Genomic DNA, 22,195 nt, shown 5'->3' with positions numbered 1-22,195 from the left:
ATAGTAGTGTGGATGAAATTTGATGGGGTTGCGCTTTAGCACCGATCCACAGGTTGGGACCTGAGCCGCGCTAATGGCATTACGGCCAGCGGCACCATGCGCCGCGTCAACAGGTCGGGCACATGGCCGCACCAACCAACGCTGCAAAGCTCAATATGCCACTTGTCGATGGAGAGCCGTCCACACAGAGTCGGTATGCGACAGGCCCGCTGTTATGAAGAAAACAAACGCCGAAAAAATTAGTTTAAGGGATATCATTTGTTGAATTCGATCGCGTCGCTTAAAAAGGCAAACGTGATCACGAAAGGCTCTGACGACAGCACGCTTCGGATCATGAAGCATATCAGACGGGCCGGAGCCCTGTCTCGTGTCGAACTGGCGCAGGCGACCGGAATGGCTAAAGGCTCCATCACCGAGATAGTTGGTCGCCTGGTCGTGCAAGGCCTGTTGGAAGAGCATATCTCTCTGCCCTCTGGGAGGGGCCGTCCCCGTGTTTCGTTACGGATCATAGAGGACGCCGCCTATGTTGTAGGTCTATCGCCTGCGGGGAATGATACTCTCTCAGCTGACATTATCGATCTGAACGGCAACAGGCTTTTCTCTTCGCAATATGGGATTGGCGGCCTCGATGTGGCCACCTTCGCCGATCATGCGTGTCCGTCGTCAGAACATTCGGCACAACTCGCGGCGTAGATTAGCGGAGTGCGGACCTCGTCAGGGGGTTGATGTTAGGCGGCGAACTTGCGGTGCTGCAAGCGCCGATGTTCGATGGTCTGTCGCTTGATCCTTTCGCGCAGTTTGATGATTGCCGGAGCCCTGCCGAAGTAGGCGTCGGCAGGCGTCACATTGGCCAGGCTCTCGTGGTATCGCTGGTGATTGTAGTGCTCGACGAAGGCCTCGATGTGAGCTTCGAGGTCGCCGGGCAGGAAGTAGTTTTCCAGCAAGATGCGGTTTTTCAGGGTCTGGTGCCAGCGCTCGATCTTGCCCTGGGTTTGGGGATGACACGGGGCGCCGCGGACATGGCTCATCTTCCGGGCCTCGATGTATTCCGCCAGCTCACCCGCGATGTAGCTGGGGCCATTATCGCTGAGTAGCCGGGGTTTGTGCAGCACCGTGGCGCTGTCGCAACCAGAAGCCGCCAGGGCGAGGTCCAGCGTGTCGGTGACGTCCTCGGCTCGCATGTTGGTGCACAGCTTCCAGGCGATGATGTAGCGCGAGAAGTCGTCGAGCACGGTCGACAGATACATCCAGCCCCACCCGATGATCTTGAAGTAGGTGAAGTCGGTCTGCCACATCTCGTTCGGCCGCGTGGTTTTCGTGTGGAACTGATCGGCAGCCTTGATCACGACATAGGCCGGGCTGGTGATCAGGTCGCGGGCCTTCAACAGGCGGTAAACCGTGGATTCCGACACGAAGTAGCGCTGCCCATCGGTGAAGCGCACGGCCAGTTCCCGGGGGCTCAGCTCAGACTGTTCCAGCGCCAGCTCGATGATCTGGTCGTGGATGCCCGCCGGGATGCGGTTCCACACCCGGCTCGGCGCCGATGGCCGATCTTCCAACGCCTCCGGCCCGCCTTCGAGGTAGCGATCATACCAGCGGTAGAATGTCCGACGAGGGATGCCGAGTTGGTCCAGCGTGCGCTTGGCCGACAGGTGCGACTGCTCGACGGTTCTGATGATCTCGAGCTTCTCGGATGCGGGATACCTCATTCGTCGTTGCCCCCATCCGCGATCATGCTTTTTTTGAGCAGACGGTTTTCCAGTGTCAGATCGGCCACGCATTCCTTCAGGGCCCGGGTTTCGCGGCGCAGGTCCTGGACCTCTCCGGTGGTCGCGGCACGGGCGGTGTCGCCGGCCAGGCGGCGCTTGCCAGCTTCCATGAACTCCTTCGACCAGGTGTAATACAGGCTCTGGGCAATGCCTTCCTTGCGGCATAGCTCGGCGATGCTGTCTTCCCCGCGCAGGCCATCCAGCACGATGCGGATCTTGTCCTCGGCCGAAAAGTGGCGCCGGGTCTGTCGGCGGATGTCCTTCACTACCCGCTCTGCTGGGGCCTTGGCGGGCGATTTTACATTGGAGGATCTGGGCTTCATCTTCGTTCCTTCGTCACTACGACGAAGCCCAGATCCTCCTTAGATCACAACCTCAAATCTGTGCCATTGGTGCTGACGGCGGACACGGATACGACCATGCGGTTCGGCCTGTGCCTGCATGACCAGCGCCTCGGCCTGCTCTGCCTCGGCCAGCATGGCGCGGCATCGTTCATAGAAGGCCTGTCCGGTATCAGTCACGCGAAAGCGGCGGCTCGACCGTTCGATGAGGCGCAGGCCCAAGCGCTCTTCCAGCCCGGCGATGCGTCGGCTGAGTTTCGACTTGGGCTCACGCAGCGCACGACCGGCCGCCGCAAAGCCGCCATGGGTCACGACCTCCGCGAAATAAGCATAGTCGTTGAGATCAATCTTCACCAGCGTTCCTCCAATGGAACGCTAGGTGCCATATTTGCCGTCTACAAGCATCATCGTTCTTGTCTCATTTGAAAGGGGCAGCGGCGCTTCGCCGCCAACTCAAAGGAGACAGACGATGACGGACAAGTTCGACAAGAAGGTGGTGGTGGTGACCGGCGGCACGAGCGGCATCGGCCTCGCCACGGCAAAGGCTTTTGCAGCGCAGGGCGCGTCGGTGTTCATCACCGGCCGTCGGCAGGAGACGTTGGACGCGGCGCTGAAGCAGATCGAAGGTAGGGTCACCGGCGTGCGCGGGGACATGTCCAGTCTCGCCGACATCGACCGGCTCTATGATGCCGTCCAGCAGCAGCATGCCCAGATCGACGTGATCTTTGCCAATGCTGGCGGTGGAGAGATGGCCCCCCTCGGCTCGATCACTGAAGACCATTATCAAAGCACGTTCGACACCAATGTGAAGGGCGTTCTGTTCACCGTGCAGAAGGCGTTGCCGCTTTTGAAGGACGGCGCTTCGGTGATCCTCACCAGCTCCACCACCAGCATCTCCGGCACGCCCGCCTTCAGCGTCTATTCGGCAACAAAGGCGGCGGTGCGCAACTTCGCCCGCAACTGGATCTTGGACCTCAAGGATCGCCATATCCGGGTGAACGCGATCAGCCCCGGCGTCACCGATACCGAAGGCCTGAACCACCTGTTCGGCGGCGGCGAGCAGGCCCAGGGGGCGAAGGACTATCTGGCTGGTCTGATCCCGGCCGGTCGGGTCGGCCAGCCCGAGGAGATCGCCAAGGCCGTGCTGTTCCTGGCCTCCGACGAGGCGAGCTTCGTCAACGGCGTTGAACTCTTCGTGGATGGTGGTCAGGTTCAGATCTGAGTAAGGCCGCCCCGGATGGCACCCGCCTTTGCGGCGGCGCCATCCGGGGCGATGACGTGTGATATATTACTCGGCCGCGACAAACGGCGTGTTAAGCAGTTGCTGTTCCCACATATAGGCAATGCCACTGCCGCCGCAGTGGTCGATAAGGATTTCGGGAAGCAGCGCAGCCGTCTCGAGGCGTGCCCAATCACGCTGCCATTCGGATCCGACAGCGATCCAGGTCATCATGTTCACGCCCGCCGCGATCATGCGCTGAATGGCGACCTCATGGGCTTCGAGCGTGGTGCCACCCGACGCGTCCGTCACGACCGTCACGTCCCAGCCTTCGCCGACCGCCTGGATAGCCGGCATCGCGACGCACACTTCCGTCCACAGCCCGGCGATGATCAGTTGCTTGCGGCCAGTCGCCCTGACGGCATCGACGGTTGGCTTGTCCTCCCAGGTGTTAATGAAAGTGCGGTCGATTACTTCCTGGCCGGGAAACACGTCGGTGACCTGTTTGAATAGCTGGCCGCCGCGGTCGGCGATCACGCTGGTCAGGATGGTCGGAACCTTGAATGCCTTGGCCAGCTTCGCCAGCGCGGTCGTGTTATTCACCACCGCTTGCGGATCATGGCTGTTCAGATTGGCCAGTTGATAGGGCTGGTGGTCGATCAGGACGAGGACCGAATCTTCGGGACGAAGAAGGGAATCGAGGCCGTTGCGAAAGGTCATGATTGTTCCTCTGCTACCATGTGGTCATGGGTGGTTGGCGGACGACACGCAGCATGTTGCGCTGCCGGGTGGACATTGCCCTTCCTGTTTGTGATACGGTAGCGCCGGATGATGGCACACTGTGTCGCACTTTTGGGAACGCTTGCGGTGGACATCGAGGAATTGCGGACTTTTGTCGAAGTCGCTGATGCGGGCGGTGTCACGTCGGCAGCACGCCGTCTCGGCGTCTCCAAATCGATTGTCAGTCGGAGGTTGGCGCGCCTGGAGCAGGATCTCGGCATTCAGCTTCTCGCCCGGACCACCAGAGGTGCGGCCCTCACGGAAGCGGGCGCAATCTTTCGCGATCATGCAGCCAGGGTTTGCGCTGAAATCGACATTGCCAGGGAGACTATCTTACCTGCCGGCGCACTTCGCGGCCGGTTGCGCATAGCCGCTCCGTTGTCCTTCGGCCCGACCCATTTCGCGCCGGTTCTGGCGGCGTTGGCGCAGCGTCATCCACAATTGCAGGTCCAGGCCAGCTATACCGACCGCTTTGTCGATCTGATCGCGGAAGGCTTCGACTGCGCGATCAGGGTCGGTCATCTGACGGATTCCTCCCTGCTTGCGCGGCGCGTCGGGTCGACAACAGCGAAATATGTCGCAAGCCCGGACTATATCCGCAAGCATGGCGCACCGAAAACGCCGGAGGAGTTCGTGACCCATGAGGTAGTCATGCAGGGGACCGAAACCTGGATGGCCATGGATAGCGACAAGGTCATATCGATGAAGCCACAAGGGCGGTTCAAGGCGGACAATGCCGTTGCGCTAGTGGCCGCGGCTCTTGCCGGAATAGGCCTTGCGGGCGTTCCAGAAGAACTGATCAGCGGCCATCTGGCGTCCGGGGCGCTCATTCCGGTTATGCCGGATTATCCGCCGCCAGACCTTGGCATCTATGTCATTCGACCTCCGGGGCAAAATCCGGCCCGCAAGATCCGCGTGCTCACGGACATGCTGATCGAATGCTACGGCCACTTCAGCCTGGTCGCGGCAAGCGAACGCTGACTGCTGCGCTTCGCGTCAGGAAGATTGAAAAGCACACTGTCTGCTTGTCGAAAATAGAAATGAATATCTGAGCGTCTAAAATTAAAATGTGTCGCCTCGTGGCCGGGATCTTCCCCCATTGGGATTTGGCCGCCGGTTATCGTTCCAACAGGATTTAACTGATGCGATGAGCAGCGACTAGGGCTCAGACCTTGCGGACAGGTCGGTACGTTTCGCCATTTGCTAAGATTGGGACACGCGCTTTCCGCAATACGGCCAGCGGGTTTCACATCGCGCCGCGTCTGACCTGATTTCCGTCTGCAAGCTGTGGACCTGAACCCCTGTCGGCCATAGAGAGGGCGGCAACGTCGCGTATAAAATGGGTGGCCTTTGTTCCGACACGATCAGGCAATTGATTCGATACGGCATATGCATGCCCTGATGATGGTCATGCTGCTGGCCCTGAGCCTTGGTCTGGCTGGCCCGGCGCATGCGCAGGCGGACCCGGCCACTGATGCGGCAATCCGGCTGGCACAGGCGGAAAAGGATGTGCGCTCGGTCGATCAGAGTCTCGACACACGGATGGATGCCAGCGATCGCAAGCTGTTGCTGGCAAAAATACAGGCGGCCAAAACGACCGCGTCGGATGCCGCCGGCGACTTGCAGGATCAACTGGCCCTGCTCGATGCCAAGTTGACGGGTCTGGGCACCGTTGCGGCGGATAGTAGCGAAGCACCCGACATCAAGCGGCAGCGTGCGGCCCTGACGCGGCAGCGATCCACAATCGATTCGGCGATCAAGCGCGGCAACCTGATCGGTGTCGAGGCGCAGCAACTGGCCGACGAGATCGAACGGAGCGAGGCGGAGCAGTTCAGCGAGAAAATATCGACCCGTTCGCCATCGCCCTTGTCGCCCGGCTTCTGGTCCGGGCTTGCCCATGCCTTCCCCCGCGACATGCGGCGCGTGACCGCTTTTCTGGAGACGGGCCGGACGCAGGCCGCAGAGCAACTGCGCGATCATCGGCCATGGCATGCGCTGGCGGGTCTGCTGCTGGCCGTGCTGATCGTTGGGCCGGGACAGGTCGCTGCGCGGCATATGGGGCAGCGGATGCTGACCGAAGGCGTGCCGGGACGGCGAGTGCGGCGTTCCACCTACGCGTTGTGGCGGGTGGCGGTCGGCACAATCGCTCCGTTGCTGGCTGCCCTGTCGATCGCGCAGGGGTTGCGCTGGTCCGGTCTGGTCGCGGATCGGTGGGAGCCGTTGCTCGGCGCATTCGTCGGCGGCTGTGCCTTTAGCGGCTTCACCTTCTCCGTGCTCGGCGCGCTGCTGATGCGCAGCCGCCCGTCCTGGCGGATCGCGGCGATCAGCGATAATGGCGCAACGAAGCTGCGCCCCTACAGCCTGTTGCTGGCGGTGCTGGCTTTCCTCGGCGTGATCTATGCGCAGTTCAACGCGTCGGCCGGCGTGGGCAAGGCGGCGCAGGAAGCGACCCAGGGGATCTTCGCCCTGCTCCACATCCTGCTGGTCAGCGCAGTTCTCGTCACGGTTGCGCGGCTGCGGGCGGCGAAGATGGAGGGGGATGACGCCAATCGTAACGAGAGCGTCAGCGGTCTCATTAGCCTTGTGGCATGGATTGTGGTCGCGGTGGCGACGGTTTGCCTGCTGCTCGGCTATTTCACTCTCAGCCTCTTCCTGTTGCAGATGATGAGCTGGGCAACGGTACTTGGTTCGGCGGTCTATCTGCTGACGGCGGCGATCGACGATCTGGCGACGACGATATTCGACCGGTCCAGCCGCTTCGGCATGGCGCTGGTCCGCAGCCTTGGCCTGCGCGGGAGCGCGGTCGAGCAGTTCGGCGTGCTGCTGTCGGGCCTGTTACGGCTGGCGGTGCTGCTGCTTGGCTTCTCACTGCTGCTATCGCCTTTTGGCGCAGGAAATGTCGCCAGCCTGTTCAGCCGCCTCGGCGCGCTGGCGCAGGGCTTCGAGGTCGGCGGCGTCGCCATCTCGCCCGGAGCCATCTTGCGTGGGATGTTGGTGCTGTTGATCGGCCTGGCCCTGGTGCGCGGCTTCATGCGCTGGCTGGAGCGGCGCTATCTGCCGGTCACCGACTTGGATGGCAGCGGTCGCAATTCGGTGAGCCTCGTCGCCCGCTATGTCGGCATTGCGCTGGCGGTGATCTGGGGGCTGGCTTCACTCGGCATCGGAATAGAGCGCATTGCCATCCTGCTGTCGGCCCTGTCCGTCGGCATCGGATTTGGCCTTCAGGCGATAACGCAGAATTTCGTGTCGGGCCTAATCCTGCTCGCCGAACGGCCGATCAAGATCGGCGATCTGGTGCGGGTCGGGCAGGATGAGGGCGATGTGAAGCGGATTAGCGTGCGATCGACCGAGATCCAGCTGCCCGATCATTCGACCCTGATCGTGCCCAATTCCGAACTGATCACCAAGACGGTGCTCAACAAAACGCTGGCAAGTCCGTTAGGCCGGATGCAGATCCAGTTTTCGGTGCCGATCGAAACGGATGCGGACAAGGTGCGGGACATCGTGCTGGCAACCTATGCCGATGAACCGGCGGTGCTGGCGGAGCCGGCCTATTCCCTGTTCATTGATTCGATTGCGGACGGGCGCATCTTCTTCAACAGCTTCGCCCATGTCGCCAGCCCGCGGGCGGCTTACGGCGCCCGAAGCAATGTGTTCACCGTCCTGCTGCGCCGGTTTCGCGAGGAAGGGATCGAGATCGGCACGGTGCCGCAGCGCATGGAACTGATCAACATGGGCCGCGCGGACGGAGGTTCAGTCGCTGACCTTCATTAATAGAATCCGGTCGTGCTGGGGCTGGCCGGCGATGGCCAGCATCTGTCGGCGGAGCAGCGCGCAGTCGGGGAAGGTGCAACTGGCCGCCGATTGCGGATCGCGCGCGGCGGATCCGCCTTGCCGGTTTACGAGCGCGCCCGTTGCTCCGTCGTAGGGCAGGATGCCGATCCGGGATGTAGCAGCATGTACCTCGCCTTGGGCGCGCGGTCGGCATCGGCCGGGTCCAGCTTCTGCAATTGCAGGATGAACAGGCCGAGACGGCTGCTGTCGACCGGAACCGTCAGCGCGCGCATCGGATGATCTCCGCCATCGACGCGCAGGCTCTCGTCGGGTTGGTGGCTGATGCGGATCATTTCTCCATCCGTCTCGCCAGCCTCCGTCTCCTCCATGCGAAAGAGGCCGTCCGCGATCGCCGGAATGGCGTCGGTTGCCGTGAAGAAGGGCAGGCCGCTCCAGCAGGCCGATACGACCACCCCCAGCCAACGGGGCACGCTATTTGCCTAATACGCTGGCCGCCGGATTCGCGGCCGAAACGGGCAAGGTGAGGGCGCGGATAGCGGCAAAGCCTATCGATAGGCCAGTGAAAAGGAGCATGGACGATTCATCCCATTCATGGAACAAGCCTACAACGTATCACGTTGTTGAGCGTGACGTGGGGGACGGACTGGGACATGGGATATGCCTTTCGTTCAAGCGGCGTCGGTGGCACCCCAGGGTCTGTTTTGTGAAACTTTGTCCGCGGCGACGATCGTGGTGAGCACCACTAGCAAGGCGAGAATCAGCATCACCGTCCCAGTGTCGAACGCGGTGTCAATGCGCCTGACGGCAAAGGCTTGGCCCTGAAGGCCGGCGCTTGCGACGCCGGCAACTGCGATCAGGATACTGAGGCCCACCGAACTGCCAATTTGGTGCGCGACGTTGACGGCGCCCGAAGCAGCGCCGGCATTTGCATGGGCTACGCCGGCGACGCCAGCGGACGTCAGCGGGCTAAGGGTCAGGCCTTGGCTCACGCCAATCAGCAGCATCGGCAGCGCGACTGCGGTGATGTAGGGCGAACCTGCGTTTGCAAAGCTGAGCCACGCCATGCCCGCAATGCCCATGACGATGCCCACGACCATCAGGCGGTTGGCGCTGTACGTCTTGACCAGTCGGGGAAATGCGATCGCGAGCGGCACATGGAGGATGGTTGCCGGGATGAACGCGAGACCACCTTTTGCCGGGCCGTAGCCCTTCACGGTCTGCAGGTAGAGGGTCGTGAAAAAGAAGAACCCGACCATGGCGCCAAGATAAAGCACCCGTGCGGCATAAGCGCCCGAACGCACCCGGCTGGAGAACAGGTCGAGCGGCAGGATCGGTTGGACGGCACGCCGCTCGATCATGACGAACAGCACGATGAGCACGGCAGCTCCGGCAATGGACATGATCGTGATTGGATCACTCCACCCGCTCTGTGCCGACCGGATGAAGCCGAAGACCAGACCGCCGATGCCCAGCGTGGATGTCAGCGCTCCGAGCAGGTCGAAAAGACCCGTATGCTTGGGGGTCTCCTCAATGTAGCGATAGGCCGCGATGATCAGGCCGATGCCGACCGGCAGGTTGACATAAAAACCGGCGCGCCAGGACACCCATTCGGCCAGGACACCGCCAAGGACCAGCCCGACCGTGGCCGAGGCGCCTGCTGCCGCCGCATAATAGGAAACTGCGCGGGTGCGCTCATGGCCTTCGGCGAAATTGGTCTGCAGCAGCGCGAGGGTCGAAGGCGCCAGCACGGCAGCGCCAAAGCCCTGGATCGCACGCCACGACAGCATCCATGTGGCCGACGGCGACGCACCGATCGCCAGCGACGCCATCGTGAAGATGGCAAGACCTGTTACGAACATTCGCCGACGCCCGAGAATGTCTCCGGCACGGGCACCCAGCAACATGAAGCCCCCGAACGTCAGCGTATAGGCGCTTTGGACCCAGGCGAGATTGGCCTCGCTGAAGCCGAGTTGTTCGTGGATTTTGGGAAGGCCGGTAAGCACGATCGAGATATCGAGGACGATCATCACATAGCTCATGAGTATGATCGCCAATATGGCGCTTTTGTGAGACTCGCCGGAAGGGTGAACGCGCTGCATCATGGCGAGGTGTGTCCGAAGCTCTGGTCAGGCTGTCCGGCAAATGGGGCACAGGCAGCGCAAGGAAATTGTCGCTTTGGATATAGCCCCAGCATCGAAATGCGATTAGGCGCTATAATCGGCATGTCGCTATAAGGTGATCTAATCAATGGCGGGCGAAAACTATAACGAGCTGACCGCCTTCGTGATGGTCGCGCGCGAGCGCAGCTTCACGCGTGCGGCGGCTCAGCTGGGTGTTTCGCAGTCGGCGCTCAGCCAGACGATCCGAAGCCTGGAAGAACGACTGGGCCTGCGCTTGCTTACCCGCACGACTCGCAGCGTTTCACCGACCGAGGCGGGTCACCGTCTGTTCGACACGGTGGCGCCACGTTTTGAGGAGATCGCGCAGGAACTGGCCTCGCTTAGCCAACTGCGCGACAAGCCGTCAGGTAAGATCCGCATAAACGCAGGAGAGCATGCGGCTATTTCCGTCCTGCAACCGGCTCTGCGTAAGCTGTTGCCCGACAATCCGGACGTCAGCGTTGAGATCGTCGTTGATCATGGCCTGATCGATATCGTCGCCCAGGGCTTTGATGCAGGCGTGCGCTTGGGCGACCAGGTGGCCAAGGACATGATCGCGGTGCGCATCGGTCCTGACCTGCGCATGGCCGTTGTCGGATCGCCCGACTATTTCGCGCGCTATCCCGTGCCTCGATCGCCGCAAGATCTGACCGGGCACAATTGCATCGGGATCCGACTGCCAACCTATGGCGGCATCTTCCCGTGGGATCTCGACAAAGACGGGCATGAGGTCAACGTCCGGATCGATGGGCAGCTGGTCTTCAACAATATCAGCCTCCGATTGAACTCGGCCCTAGACGGATTGGGCCTTACCTATCTCCCGGAGGATCTGGTGCTGTCCTATATCGAACGCGGCGAACTGGTCCGGGTGATGGAAGACTGGTGCGGCCCTTTCGCCGGTTACCACCTCTATTACCCCAGTCGCCGCCACACATCCCCGGCCTTCGCGCTGTTCGTGGAGACCCTGCGCTATCGTGGCTGATTACGGACTGCGGCCGTGTATTGCGCATCGCTGACAAGCTCACCCCATGTCACGGATTGCCCTTTGCTGCTCTCCGCCAGCGCGACGTGGGTCATCGCTTCGTCCGGGCCAGCCCCGTGCCAATGCTTGATGCCGGGTCCAATCCAGACAACGTCGCCCGGGCCGAACCGTTCGGCCGGTTGTCCCCACTGCTGCACATAGCCGCGGCCACGCGTGACAACGAGGGTCTGGCCGAGCGGATGGGTGTGCCATGCGGTATGCGCGCCAGGAGCGAAGGTGACGGTCCCGCCGCCGATACGCGCGGGCGCTTCGCGCTGGAAGCGGCCCTCTACTCGTGCAGTTCCGGAGAAATTGGCGGCCGCACCGGTCGATTTCTCGGTGGAGCCTTCTCGGATCACCGAGACGCCTGGGGTGGAAGCTTTACCGTCGACTGCCACAGCGGGCAACGGCAAACAGGCGACGCCAATAGCCATGGCAGCCTTGGTTGCGCGGCGCATCACTCGGCCTGGCTCTTAGGGTGGAACACTTCACGGGCGACGCCCACGGCGGTGATCGCGTTTGGCCAACCTGCGTAGAAGGCAAGTTGAGTGATTGCCTCTACGATCTCGGTTTCGGTGACCCCGTTGCGGCGCGCAAGCTGCATGTGCGATCGCAGCTGCTCGGGGCGATTGAGCGCGATCAGTGCGGCGACGGTGATGAGGCTGCGGTCGCGTTTGGGCAGGCCGGGTCGTTCCCACACATCACCGAGCAGGACTTCGTCAGTGAGCTGAGCCAGCTTGGGGTCGATGTCACCCATCAGCTGCTGGGCGCGCGAAGGCTGGCCGGCGGCATCTTTGGTGGCCGTTTGGGCCTGCACCGGAGCCGGCATAGCGGAGCCGAGCATTATGCCTGACAGGAGAATCAGGCTGCGCATGATCATGTTCATAGCGGTAATCCTATGCTTCGTGAAACTTCGACTGCACCCTGTGCCGAGACACCGGCGGCCAGGCTTGTGCTACTTCGGGCGCCCAATGTGCGCGAAAAGAACGGCACCAGCTTTCCAAGAGCAATCTCGACATATTCGGGCACCCAATAGGTCTCGATATGCCGCGCACCTGGGATCTTGAATAATTCCTTGTCTTTGGTGCCAGTTGCCTTCGGAAAGGCATCCTCGGTCAGATAAAGGGTATCGGCTTCGCTACCGGCTATCATCAGCAGCGGAACGTCGATCAGGGCGATTTCGTCGGTCGCGTCCCAGCGCATCAGGTCCATGAGGCTGCTAGTGGTGTACTTGAAGGTCGAGCCCGGATGCGCATTGGTGCGCCAGTAATAGTGATAGCCGTCGCGATAGAGATCAAAGGGCAGCGCAGCGATCTGGGCGTCGGTAAGGTCCGCATCGCCGGAGTATAGGACCGCCCCGCCTTTCGCTTCCTGCGCGCGCGCAGCAGAAGCCTGCGCGAGACGCTCCTGGATCGTCGCGATCTGCGTGTCGTGGAACCCATTTCGGCGCACGCGTCCGGAATTGAACATGCTCAAGGTCGCGACCGCCTTGAAACGCTTGTCCGTCTTGGCCGCTGCCAGCGAGTATCCGCCGCCGCCGCATATGCCGTAGAGCCCAAGGCGATCGGCATCGACGCCGGGGAAACGCGCGATGAAATCTGCGGCGCCATGGATGTCCTCGACGCGGTTGGTCGGCTTGTCGACGCTGCGTGGGACGCCGCCGCTGCCGCCTTGATAGGCAGCATCCATGGTGATCGCGATAAAGCCGCGATCGGCCAAATGCTGCGCATAGAGGCCGGCGGTCTGTTCCTTCACCCCGCCATTGGGATGAGCGACCACGATCGCTGCATAGGACTTGGCCGGGTCATATCCCGCCGGCGTGTAGACGTTGGCGACGATGTTGAGCCCGTGCAGCTTGTAGCTGGAGGGATGGATATTCACCTTGCCGGACTCATTCTTCGTGAGCGCGCCGTCATAAACCAGTGTGAAGGGATTATCGCGATAGTTCAGCGGCTTGGCCGTGGGCTGCGTGGCGGCTTGGCTCATGGGCGCTACTCCAGTCATTGTAGTTGCGAGAAACAGCGCCGAGGTTCCAAGAAACTCGCGCCTGCTGCGATTTGAAAATTGGTCGGGCATTTCGGGAAATCCTGCTCAGTCAAGGTGCTTCTCGGCGAGGAAGCGAGAGACGTGATCGGCGATGGCGCCGTTGTTGAGGTCCGACATCATGAAGTGGGTGTTTCCGCGGATGCCGATCTCAGGGAGATGCACCAATTGGGCATCACCCCCATGTCGGTTGATGGCGGCGACCCACAGCTTCGCCATTGCCAGGCGCACGCGCCAGTTGTCCTTGCCGCGTTCTGCCGACGGTTCCGTTGGGATATTGTCCCCGTAATAGATGACGATCGGAAGCCGGGTAAGCCGGGCGAAGTCGTTCGGCGGGACTTCGACGGCCTTGAGCGTCCCAGCAGCGCTTGGCATGTCTGTCGGCACTTCACCGATGGGAAACACGAAGCCACTACCCGGCTCGAAGGCAATAATAGCCCTGACATTGGTGCTGTGGATCGCTGTCAGCCAGCCGGGTTCGCCGCCCTGCGAATGCGTGAACAGGATCGCAGGGCCAGTGCGCTCGAACAGCGCAGTCATCGCCGAGGAAACGACGCTGGCATCGTAAGGACCGGTGTTGGGCGTTACCGACCGGAAGAACTGATCCAGCGCCTCGGGATCGCGATCAAACTGCACGCCGTTGAAAAAATCGGGCCAGGCACCAAGACGGAACTGATCGAATAACAACTGGTCGTTTGGCGCCGGGTCGATCGTGGCGGCAACGGTGCTGTTGCCCGCGCGGCCACGTCGGGGCTGGTCGACGATGTAGGTCGTGAAATGCCGGCGCAAGAACAGGGTCTGGAAGCCCTCGCGCCCATCCGGTGTCGTTTCCCAGCTACGCCCAGACTGATAGGCACCGTGAAGCATTACGATGGGTAAGCGGCGCGGTTTCTCGGGGACTTGGTAAAAAGCGTAGAGATGATCACCGTGCAGGCTCTGGCCCTGGGAGGTCGGGGCGTTGTTGGTATATTTGCCGGGCGTCTTCTGGACCGTCCCGCCGGCTGCAAGACTTCCTTGCTCCACAATGACGAGAGGTTTCTCCTTCCTCTCGGTACCAAGTGCAGGAGATACCAGCATTACCGCGGTTACCGCTAAGGCAGGTAGCAATGACTTGAATAGCACTATGGCCGTCCTCCTGTTTCCAAGCGGAGATTAGCGTGGCAGGGTCTTTGCGATTAGACGGCCAAATATGCATGACGCGATAAGCTGGGCTAATTAAACGGCGCCAAGGCGGCGCGCCTTCCCAGCCTTTGCGAGCGCCTCGATCCGCTGCCCGAAATAATCGCTGACAGACACAACGTCCGCATAGTCTCAAATGCCCCCATCCATCTGGCCAGTGGGGAATGGCCTGAGTTGATCGACACCTGCCGAGATATCGGACCTTCCGCACCTAGGGATCAAGATTTGAGCTCTGAGTGTCTCATAAGGGTCGGCACCGAACCTATGCATCTGCGTAATCAGGTTTCTGGAGTAAGCGCCGGCGAGGCCAGATCGAATACGAGGAGGAGGCGCGAGACGCCGGTTCCTGCGATTGGCGGCGAGCGATGGAGAATCGCCGGGGTTTCGGCCCAGATCCGCCCCTTGAACAAGCCGACGTCTCCCGCGCGCAGGTGGTTGACCTGGTGGTCGAACCGCATGTCTGCCTCGATCCACTGGGGGCCTGGCTCAGTGAGCGGCATCAGCAGGCGGGCCTTGACATTGTCCATGTGGAACTTGCGGCAGGCGTCGGTCTCGACGATCTCAAGCCGCATTCGGATGGAACCGACTTCCATGACCTGGGCGTAACGGTGGGCAAGGTCACTGATCTCCTGGCTCAATGCGGTATGCGGCCCATCGGGATAGCCCGCTTCGATCAGAGCACCGGGAAGGCAAGATGCCAAGCTTTCCACTGCCAAGTTCTTCTGCACATCGTCGATCTCGTCGAAATCCAGGCTGTCGAGCCAGTCGAGGGCAGGCGAGCGGTGGCGCTGCCACAAGGCGAGTTGGACATGCCTGTCATGGATGCACTCAAGCACCGTGGGGGCCTCGTCGGCAATCCACGCGGCGCGGGTGCGTTCAAGTGCCGCGATGCTCACTGTGCCGCCTCCATTGCCTGCTCGCCCCAGGCCGGGAACGGATCGCGGATATTCAGCCATTGCGCAGGTGCGAAGGTATCGCCAGGCACGAGGCACGCATCCAGCCGGGCGCGGATGCGCGTCTCGTCCATTCCGATGCCGATGAATACCAGTTCCTGCCGTCGATCGCCCCATGGCGTCGTCCAGTGCGAAGCGACGAAGCTCTCGAAGCGGTTGTCTTCCGGCCACTGATGCTTGGGGATGCTCGCCCACCAGCGCCCCATGCGTGAGGTAATGGTCTGTGATCCGGCGACGGCGAGTTCGCCCACCCAGTCGGGCCGGGTCGCCAGCCAGAAGTGACCCTTGGCGCGCACCACTGCGTCAAGGCCGTCTGTCGTCAGGAAGGCGTGGAACTTGGCTGGATCGAACGGACGGCGGGCGCGGTAGACGAAGCTCTCGATGCCGTATTCTTCGGTCTCGGGCGTGTGGCTGGCATAGCCGTAGAGTTTCTTGGCCCAGAGCGGGTGCTGCGCCGCCTTCTCCTCGTCGAAAGTGCCGGTGGTGAGGATCTGCGTCAGCGGCACCTTGCCGTGGTCGCAGGTGATGATTGTCGCATCGGCATTCAGGCTGGCGACCAGCTTTTTCACGACCGTGAGGTGCTCCGGCTCGACAGATGAAGCCTTGTTGACGATCACCACGTTGGCGAACTCGATCTGCTCCACCAGCAGGCCCACGAGGCTACGCGAGTCTTCATCGCCAAGCGCCTTGCCGCGATCTGCCAGGAAGTCCTGGCTAGAGTAATCCGTCAACAGATTGATCGCATCGACCACAGTGACCATCGTGTCGAGCCGCGCCACATCGCCCAGGCAATGCCCGGCTTCGTCACGGAAAGAGAAGGTGCTGGCGACGGGCAGAGGTTCGGAAATGCCGGTGCTTTCGATCACGAGGTAGTCAAACCGGCCCGCCTCGGCCAGTATGCGTACTTCCTGCAGCAGATCATCGCGCAGCGTGCAGCAGATGCAGCCGCTGGTCATTTCCACCAGCGCTTCCTCGGAGCGAGACAACGCTGCCCCGCCACCGCGGACAAGATCGGCATCGATGTTCACCTCGGACATGTCGTTCACGATCACTGCCACGCGCAGGCCTTCGCGATAGGCGAGGATGTGGTTGAGCAGCGTCGTCTTGCCCGCGCCCAGAAAACCCGAGAGCAGGGTGACGGGCAGGCGGCCATCGGCGGCCGGGACGATGTTCTGCGGGAAGGTCATGGTCAGCCTCTTGTTAATTTATAGAGATGATATACCGTAACAATCTAATTTTGAAAAAGGGGGTAAATTTGATCCGACTGCCTTTGACGGCGGCCCTGCTGGGCGCGCCTTTGTTCGCCATGCCCGCGTTCGCCGAAACCGAAGACCGGGCATCCGCCCATCGCGGCGAGATCACGGTTACTGCGATTCGCGAAGATGACAGTTACGCGCCTAAGAAGGCGACGGTGGCGGGGAAGGCGCCCGCCGACCTTCTGGAAATCCCGCAATCGGTGAGCGTGGTGACGCGCGAGCAGATGGAGGATCGCAACTTCTTCACGATCGGCGAAGCGCTGCAGCAGGTGACCGGCATCACGGTGATGCCGTTCGATGGCTCCAACCCGGACTATCGTGCGCGGGGTTTCGTGCTGGACTACGCCTATGATGGCATCCCCTCGACGTTCTCGTCCGGCGTGCCCGAATTTGATCTGGTGATCTACGAGCGCCTTGAATTGCAGCGTGGACCGACAGGCCTGTTTCGGGGGTCGGGTTCGCCAGGCGGCACGATCAACCTCATTCGCAAGCGCGGACAGGACAAGGTGGCGGTCTCCGGCGCCCTGTCGGTCAGTTCGTGGGACAACTATCGCGGCGAGTTCGACATAGGCGGCCCAGTGGATGCAGCCGGGCGGCTGCGCGTGCGCGCGGTGGCCAGCCTGACCGATCGCGATTTCTTCCAGGCGAAGTCGCACACCCGCAAGATGATCGCCTATGGCGCCTTGGATTACGACCTGACGCCCAGCACGACGATCGGCGCCTCGATTTCGTACCAAGACAACAAGGCTAACACCCCGATGAACGGGCAGCCGGCCTTTTCCAACCAGAGCTTCCTGAACTTTCCGCGCAGCTTCCAGCACCTGCCGGACTGGAACATCTTCACCGAGAAGACGGTGGAATATGCCGCCGAAGTGCAGCAGCGCGTGGGGGACTGGTCGGTCGTTGTGCGCGCGTTGAAGCGCGACATTCCGCGATCGTGGATGGACGCCTTCATCCAGCCTGGCACCGGCGTCGACCCTGCGACGCTTACGGCCACTTATGTGAACCGCCGCAGCGAGGGTGAGAACGGCAAGGAGGCGTTGGACGCCTATGCGACTGGCCCCTTCACCCTGTTCGGACGCCAGCATGATCTGACCGTCGGCTACAGCTTCGACAAGCGCACGACTGAGTTTCTGTCGAGATCCCAGACGGTGGCGGGGCGGTTCTCGATTTTCGATGCTGACGCCGTTCCGCAACCTGCCCGTGTCTTCACCTCGGGAAGCGAGACGGATCTGCGGCAATCGGGCTTTCACGCGCAGTTGCGCCTGCGTCCGCTGGAGCCGCTGACGATCGTGCTCGGTGGCCGGATCAGCGACTATACCAACCGCACCCGCGGGATCGCACCGTCGCCTGTCACCCAGTTTCGCGTGACGTCTAAGGAGCGCGGGCAGTTCACCCCCAGCGTCGGCGCGGTGCTGCGCCTTGCCGAGAACGTCACGCTCTATGGTAGCTATGCTGACATCTTCAATCCGCAGACGGCGCTGCGCAAGGACGGCACCGTGCTAGATCCGCGTGTGGGGCAGCAGTATGAACTCGGTCTCAAGGGGCGCTTCCTCGACGGCAGGCTGAATGCCACCGCTGCCGTGTTTCGCAGCAAGGACAAGAACCGTCTGCTGGAAGACGTGACCGCGCCCGGGTTCTACGTCGCGGCAGGCGAAGTGAAGATCGCGGGGCTCGAATTCGAAGCGACCGGCAGTCCGATTGCGGGGCTGGAGCTGACGCTGGGCTATACCAACGTGAAGACCGAATATGCGGTGGCGCCAGCCAGCCAGCAGGGCGCCGTGTTCGATATCTTCACGCCGCGCCACCAGTTCAAGGCCTATGTGCGTTACGAGCCTGAAGTGCTGGGCGGTGCTTTCGCTGCGGTCGGCCTCAACGCACAAAGTGGCGTTGTCGGCGCCGGTGTTGCAGGGGTACGCGAGCAGGGCGCCTTTGCGGTCGCCAACGCGCAGTTGGGCTTCCGTTTCAACGAGCACCTGCATGCCTTCGTGAGCGCGAACAACCTGTTCGACAGGATCTATTATGTCCGCGTCGGCTCGATCAACACGTATAACAACTATGGCGAGCCGCGAAACATTCTGCTCACGGTTCGCGCCAGTTATTGAGACCAGCCAACGCCTTGTCCGTTCTGAGTGATCTGGGCGGACAAAGCGCCAATCAGGTAGTGGGTCTAACGAACCTTCGACATCCAAAGATGCGGATGGGGGCTGAACTGTCCTGAAGGGTCGCCCCCGGAAACGCCCGCTGGATTTGCAGGCTGACCAAACGCGCTGCTAAATAACCAACCCTGCATTTCCCTCGCCATCCATCGTTGAGGGAGTGGAAAAGGCGAGCATCGATCTCGCCGCCCGGGGGATGACCACGTTCCATACCCAAGGCCGTCTGGCACATGTCACGCTCTACCTGACGCAATACCCTGCATCCGCAGCGCCTGCGCTGAAAGCAGCTGTCGCCAAAGCCACGAAGGCATGCAGACAGTTCCCTCTCGCGGCCACCGGCCTTGAAAGGACCCCGCCCAACTGGCTGTTCCTGGAGGTTGACCGCACGGCCGCACTGCAACGACTGGCCGATGAGGTTACCGGACGGTCCGGACCTGAGAACGCGAAATTGGTGCCTGAGCGGCGACAATGGGTCGACATAGGTAGGCGGCAAGTGGGACTTTGCCGTCGTTCCAGCACGTGGGCTCAACGGCAGATCTATCGTCATACCTGACAATCAGCGCACAATCCGCCCGACAAAGATCGCGGCCGCAACTGGGCCGGTTGTTGAATGACAGATCTTGGCCGCATTGCGCCAAAGCCGCAAGTTGGCTTTCGGGAAGGCCATGCTCGGCCCGGTGCGACCGAAGATAGGTGGATCGCAGACCTACGATGAAGATTGGACGGAGGCACTGCCCATCTCCGCCACAAGCCAATCGCGAAAGTGCCGCATTGCTGCATTTTCGGGACGCGATATCAGACGAGTAAGCCAGTAGCGGCCCACATCAACCTCGATCGGGAATGGTTGGACGAGCAATTCTGACGCGAGCTCGCGAGTGAGCATCTCCGCCGGAACCAGCGCTACTCCGAGACCGGCGGCGGCGGCGGATCCCATCAGCGCTGCACTATCGAAAATGGGGCCGCGAAGAATCGGGGTGGGTACACCGGCGGCGGCGAACCATAACGCCCATTCATCAGGGCGATACGAGCGCAACAGCCGCTCGTGGACGAGATCGACGGGCGATTTGAGCCGCACTGCAATGGCTGGAGCGCAGACCGGAGTCATGGATGCTCTCAGCAGCGGTTCGGCATGTGTGCCGTGCCACGCACCGTCGCCGAAACGGATCGCGAAATCCAGCGCTTCGGCGACCAGGTCAACGCGGTTGTTGTTGGTCGAGATGCGCAGATCAATCGATGGATGAGCGCGGGCGAAGATGTCTAGCCTCGGAAGCAACCAACCCGTTGCGAAGGTGCCAACGACGCCGACCTTGAGGGGGTCCCGGAAGCGGCCCTCGCCGTACTGGTCGAGCGTTTCGGCTACACGATCAAACATCTCGGCGAGCACAGGAACAAGCACATGACCTTCGTCAGTGAGCGCGAGACCACGCGGTAGTCGGTGGAAGAGGCGAGCGCCCAAGCGGCGTTCCAACTGCGTGACCTGATGACTGACCGCGCCTTGGCTGACGCAAAGCTCGATCGCAGCGCGGGTGAAGTTGAGATGGCGTGCAGCCGCCTCGAAGGCCCGCAGCGCGTTAAGTGGGAGTTGGGCACGGTCCATAACCCACCCATCAAATATTCTCATGGCTTTGTCGATAATTCATACTTTGTCGCGCGCTCGGCCGATTGGCATTCAGGGGATGAAAGGAAGGAAAATGATTAAACCAATAACAGTCGGGGCGTGGCTTGCGAGCATGAGCGTCATGGCTGGGTGCAATGCGCAGGAGGCGCGGGCCCCGGTGGTCGCGGGCGCAGCCCGCGATTCAGCACTGCATGTAGAAGACGACCCCCTGACCAGACCGATGGAGCTGAAAAGAGCGGAGAAATGGCTCGCGCCTTTGCCACCCGAAAAAATCTTTGGTGGCAGTTATCTCATGGGGTTCGCCGGCTTGAGTGTCGCGCTGATCGATACTGGTGCAGGGCTGGTGCTAATTGACGGCGCGCTGCCGCAAGCGGCCCCGGAGATATTGGACAATGTACGCAGCTTAGGGTTCGACCCTAAAGACATCAAATTCATACTGAGCACCGAGCCGCATTATGACCATAGCGGCGGCCTAGCGGCGCTTGCCCGTGACACCGGCGCGACGGTGATCGCGAGCGCCCGGGGGGCTGACGGCTTGCGGGCTGGAGCGCTTCTGGAGGACGACCCGCAGTTTGCTTATGGTGGCGTCTGGCCGCGCGTAACGCAGATCCGAGTGGTCGAGGACGGCGAAGTGATACAGCTCGGCCACACCGCGATAGCCGCCCACGCGACGCCAGGGCATACCATGGGCAGCATGAGCTGGAGCTGGCGGTCGTGCGAGGTTCAAGTGTGCAAGGCGATCGTCTTCGCTTCCAGCCTCAACCCTGTATCCGCCGGAGACTACCGCTACTCCGCACCGTCAAGCGCCCCGATCGTCAGAGGCTTCACGGCGAGCTACAAGCTTATGGGTGAACTGCCATGCGACATCCTTATTTCCGCGCACCCCGATAATGCGGGCGAAGGACGATACAACGATAGGCTTGGCGCATGCCGCACATACGTCGAGCGGTCCCGGGGACTGCTCGCGAACCGACTTGAAGCTGAACGTAACTCGACAGCGAAGTAGGCGTGATCTGCTCTAGGCTTTACGCGAGCCTAAAGCGGCAGCCTAGAGGGGCTGAAGCGCCCCGGGTTTCCAGGAGGCTCCAACTTGTGAGAAGGAGCATCCGTTATGAGCAAGACAACCAACAAATTTTCACCTGAAGTCCGCGAGCGGGCGGTTCGTATGGTGGTGGAGCAGCGGGCCGAGTACGGCTCGGAATGGGAAGTGATGAAGTCGATCGCGGCGAAGATCGGCTGCTCGCTGGAGACGCTGCGCCGGTGGTGCCGCGAAGAGGCGAGCCGACGAGCGGGGCCAGCGGCGCTGGCGGCGGATGACCGGGAACGCCTGAGATTGCTGGAGCGCGAAGTGAAGGAACTACGCCGGGCCAACGAGATTTTGCGCAAGGCATCTGCGTATTTTGCGATGGCGGAGCTCGACCGCCCCGGGAGATGATGATGGCGTTCATCGACGTCCATCGCGAGGATTTGGGTATCGAGCCGATCTGCCGGGAACTGGCGATCGCCCCATCCTCCTACCATGAACACGCCGCGCGTCGTGCCGATCCCGGCAGGCGTCCAGCACGTGCGCAGCGTGATGACGAGATCAGGGAGCAGATCAAGCGGGTCCATGAGGCCAGCTTCGGTCTCTATGGCACACGCAAGGTCTGGCACCAGATGCGGCGTGAAGGCATCATGGTGGCGAAATGCACGGTGGAACGATTAATGCGCGCCATGGGGCTGGCAGGCGTCCATCGTGGGAAGAAGACGATCACCACCATCAGCAACCCGAAGGCACCGTGTCCGCTGGACAAGGTCAATCGGGCATTTCGCGTCAGCCGGCCAAACGCCCTGTGGGTCGTCGATTTCACCTACGTGCATACTTGGGCAGGCTTCGTCTATGTCGCCTTCGTGATTGATGCTT

General features: G+C 61.6%; 19 protein-coding genes, 1 pseudogene and 1 other annotated feature. Of the genes and pseudogenes, 8 read left to right on the top strand and 12 right to left on the bottom strand.

Annotation, left to right across the window (positions count from 1 at the left end; translation table 11 throughout):
* Nucleotides 1–258 precede the first annotated feature (258 nt).
* Nucleotides 259–693: a MarR family transcriptional regulator gene (locus tag F4U94_RS18010; protein WP_120252874.1), complete on the top strand. Its 435-nt coding sequence runs from the start codon at nt 259–261 to the stop codon at nt 691–693.
* 35 nt (nt 694–728) lie between these two features.
* On the opposite strand, the gene F4U94_RS18005 is transcribed toward F4U94_RS18010, so the two are convergent.
* Nucleotides 729–2,092 (bottom strand): IS3 family transposase gene (locus F4U94_RS18005; RefSeq protein WP_409592734.1). Its coding sequence is split into 2 segments (ribosomal slippage): nt 729–1,742 and nt 1,745–2,092, totalling 1,362 coding nucleotides; the frame shifts between segments, so codons are not numbered across the junction.
* Between the two features lie 39 nt (nt 2,093–2,131).
* Nucleotides 2,132–2,464 (bottom strand): LysR family transcriptional regulator, encoded by a 333-nt coding sequence (locus F4U94_RS18000; protein ID WP_232016170.1) that lies wholly within the window; start codon nt 2,462–2,464, stop codon nt 2,132–2,134.
* 115 nt (nt 2,465–2,579) lie between these two features.
* Here F4U94_RS18000 and F4U94_RS17995 point away from each other — a divergent pair, with 115 nt between their 5' ends.
* Nucleotides 2,580–3,332, top strand: a complete 753-nt coding sequence (locus F4U94_RS17995; RefSeq protein ID WP_120252875.1) for an SDR family NAD(P)-dependent oxidoreductase — start codon at nt 2,580–2,582, stop codon at nt 3,330–3,332.
* 66 nt (nt 3,333–3,398) lie between these two features.
* Here F4U94_RS17995 and F4U94_RS17990 read toward each other — a convergent pair whose 3' ends face one another.
* Nucleotides 3,399–4,049, bottom strand: coding sequence for a hydrolase (locus F4U94_RS17990; protein ID WP_120252876.1), 651 nt, complete (start codon nt 4,047–4,049; stop codon nt 3,399–3,401).
* 147 nt (nt 4,050–4,196) lie between these two features.
* Here F4U94_RS17990 and F4U94_RS17985 point away from each other — a divergent pair, with 147 nt between their 5' ends.
* Both F4U94_RS17985 and F4U94_RS17980 read left to right on the top strand, forming a co-directional pair.
* The gene (locus tag F4U94_RS17985; RefSeq protein ID WP_120253516.1) at nt 4,197–5,090 is read left to right on the top strand and encodes a LysR family transcriptional regulator; all 894 of its coding nucleotides are present in this window, start codon (nt 4,197–4,199) and stop codon (nt 5,088–5,090) included.
* A gap of 408 nt (nt 5,091–5,498) precedes the next feature.
* Entirely contained in the window at nt 5,499–7,883 is a 2,385-nt protein-coding gene (locus tag F4U94_RS17980; protein ID WP_120252877.1) for a DUF3772 domain-containing protein, read from the top strand.
* Between the two features lie 125 nt (nt 7,884–8,008).
* Here the strand turns inward: F4U94_RS17980 and F4U94_RS17975 are convergent, their stop codons facing one another.
* Together F4U94_RS17975 and F4U94_RS17970 are read right to left on the bottom strand one after the other, a co-directional pair.
* Nucleotides 8,009–8,374 carry a hypothetical protein gene (locus F4U94_RS17975; protein ID WP_145986294.1) on the bottom strand — a complete coding sequence of 122 codons (366 nt, stop codon included), beginning with the start codon at nt 8,372–8,374 and terminating at the stop codon, nt 8,009–8,011.
* 198 nt (nt 8,375–8,572) lie between these two features.
* Nucleotides 8,573–9,943 carry an MFS transporter gene (locus F4U94_RS17970; protein WP_249042083.1) on the bottom strand — a complete coding sequence of 457 codons (1,371 nt, stop codon included), beginning with the start codon at nt 9,941–9,943 and terminating at the stop codon, nt 8,573–8,575.
* Between the two features lie 208 nt (nt 9,944–10,151).
* Here F4U94_RS17970 and F4U94_RS17965 point away from each other — a divergent pair, with 208 nt between their 5' ends.
* Nucleotides 10,152–11,045 carry a LysR family transcriptional regulator gene (locus F4U94_RS17965; RefSeq protein ID WP_120252879.1) on the top strand — a complete coding sequence of 298 codons (894 nt, stop codon included), beginning with the start codon at nt 10,152–10,154 and terminating at the stop codon, nt 11,043–11,045.
* Here the strand turns inward: F4U94_RS17965 and F4U94_RS17960 are convergent.
* From F4U94_RS17960 to F4U94_RS17935, 6 genes are all read right to left on the bottom strand, one after another.
* Entirely contained in the window at nt 11,033–11,542 is a 510-nt protein-coding gene (locus tag F4U94_RS17960) for a (R)-mandelonitrile lyase (protein WP_232016178.1), read from the bottom strand. The genes F4U94_RS17965 and F4U94_RS17960 overlap by 13 nt on opposite strands.
* Nucleotides 11,542–11,970 carry a carboxymuconolactone decarboxylase family protein gene (locus F4U94_RS17955; RefSeq protein ID WP_170271960.1) on the bottom strand — a complete coding sequence of 143 codons (429 nt, stop codon included), beginning with the start codon at nt 11,968–11,970 and terminating at the stop codon, nt 11,542–11,544. The genes F4U94_RS17960 and F4U94_RS17955 overlap by 1 nt, the downstream gene beginning before the upstream one ends.
* Nucleotides 11,967–13,160 (bottom strand): alpha/beta hydrolase, encoded by a 1,194-nt coding sequence (locus F4U94_RS17950; protein ID WP_120252880.1) that lies wholly within the window; start codon nt 13,158–13,160, stop codon nt 11,967–11,969. The genes F4U94_RS17955 and F4U94_RS17950 overlap by 4 nt, the downstream gene beginning before the upstream one ends.
* Before the next feature lie 15 nt (nt 13,161–13,175).
* Nucleotides 13,176–14,204 carry an alpha/beta hydrolase gene (locus F4U94_RS17945; protein WP_120252881.1) on the bottom strand — a complete coding sequence of 343 codons (1,029 nt, stop codon included), beginning with the start codon at nt 14,202–14,204 and terminating at the stop codon, nt 13,176–13,178.
* Between the two features lie 380 nt (nt 14,205–14,584).
* Entirely contained in the window at nt 14,585–15,202 is a 618-nt protein-coding gene (locus F4U94_RS17940; protein WP_170271959.1) for a DUF1826 domain-containing protein, read from the bottom strand.
* Nucleotides 15,199–16,446: a GTP-binding protein gene (locus F4U94_RS17935; RefSeq protein WP_120252883.1), complete on the bottom strand. Its 1,248-nt coding sequence runs from the start codon at nt 16,444–16,446 to the stop codon at nt 15,199–15,201. The genes F4U94_RS17940 and F4U94_RS17935 overlap by 4 nt, the downstream gene beginning before the upstream one ends.
* Nucleotides 16,447–16,514: 68 nt before the next feature.
* Here F4U94_RS17935 and F4U94_RS17930 point away from each other — a divergent pair, with 68 nt between their 5' ends.
* Nucleotides 16,515–18,620, top strand: coding sequence for a TonB-dependent siderophore receptor (locus F4U94_RS17930; protein WP_170271958.1), 2,106 nt, complete (start codon nt 16,515–16,517; stop codon nt 18,618–18,620).
* A 760-nt stretch (nt 18,621–19,380) separates the two neighbouring features.
* On the opposite strand, the gene F4U94_RS17920 is transcribed toward F4U94_RS17930, so the two are convergent.
* Complete coding sequence (locus F4U94_RS17920) at nt 19,381–20,271, bottom strand: LysR family transcriptional regulator (RefSeq protein WP_120253519.1); 891 nt, start codon at nt 20,269–20,271, stop codon at nt 19,381–19,383.
* Between the two features lie 133 nt (nt 20,272–20,404).
* Here F4U94_RS17920 and bla point away from each other — a divergent pair, with 133 nt between their 5' ends.
* Both bla and F4U94_RS17910 read left to right on the top strand, forming a co-directional pair.
* Nucleotides 20,405–21,298 (top strand): subclass B3 metallo-beta-lactamase, encoded by an 894-nt coding sequence (gene bla / locus F4U94_RS17915; protein WP_232016179.1) that lies wholly within the window; start codon nt 20,405–20,407, stop codon nt 21,296–21,298.
* Nucleotides 21,299–21,403: 105 nt separating this feature from the next.
* Nucleotides 21,404–22,195, top strand: a pseudogene (locus F4U94_RS17910) (IS3 family transposase); the annotation flags it as partial.
* Nucleotides 21,685–21,799 (top strand) — a sequence feature (AL1L pseudoknot). It overlaps the preceding pseudogene by 115 nt.

This window comes from Sphingobium limneticum (genome assembly GCF_008710155.1).
In the GTDB taxonomy this organism is placed as follows: Bacteria; Pseudomonadota; Alphaproteobacteria; order Sphingomonadales; family Sphingomonadaceae; genus Sphingobium; species Sphingobium limneticum.
The sequence above is the reverse complement of the archived record's forward strand: the minus strand, read 5'-3'. Positions and strand labels throughout refer to the sequence as shown.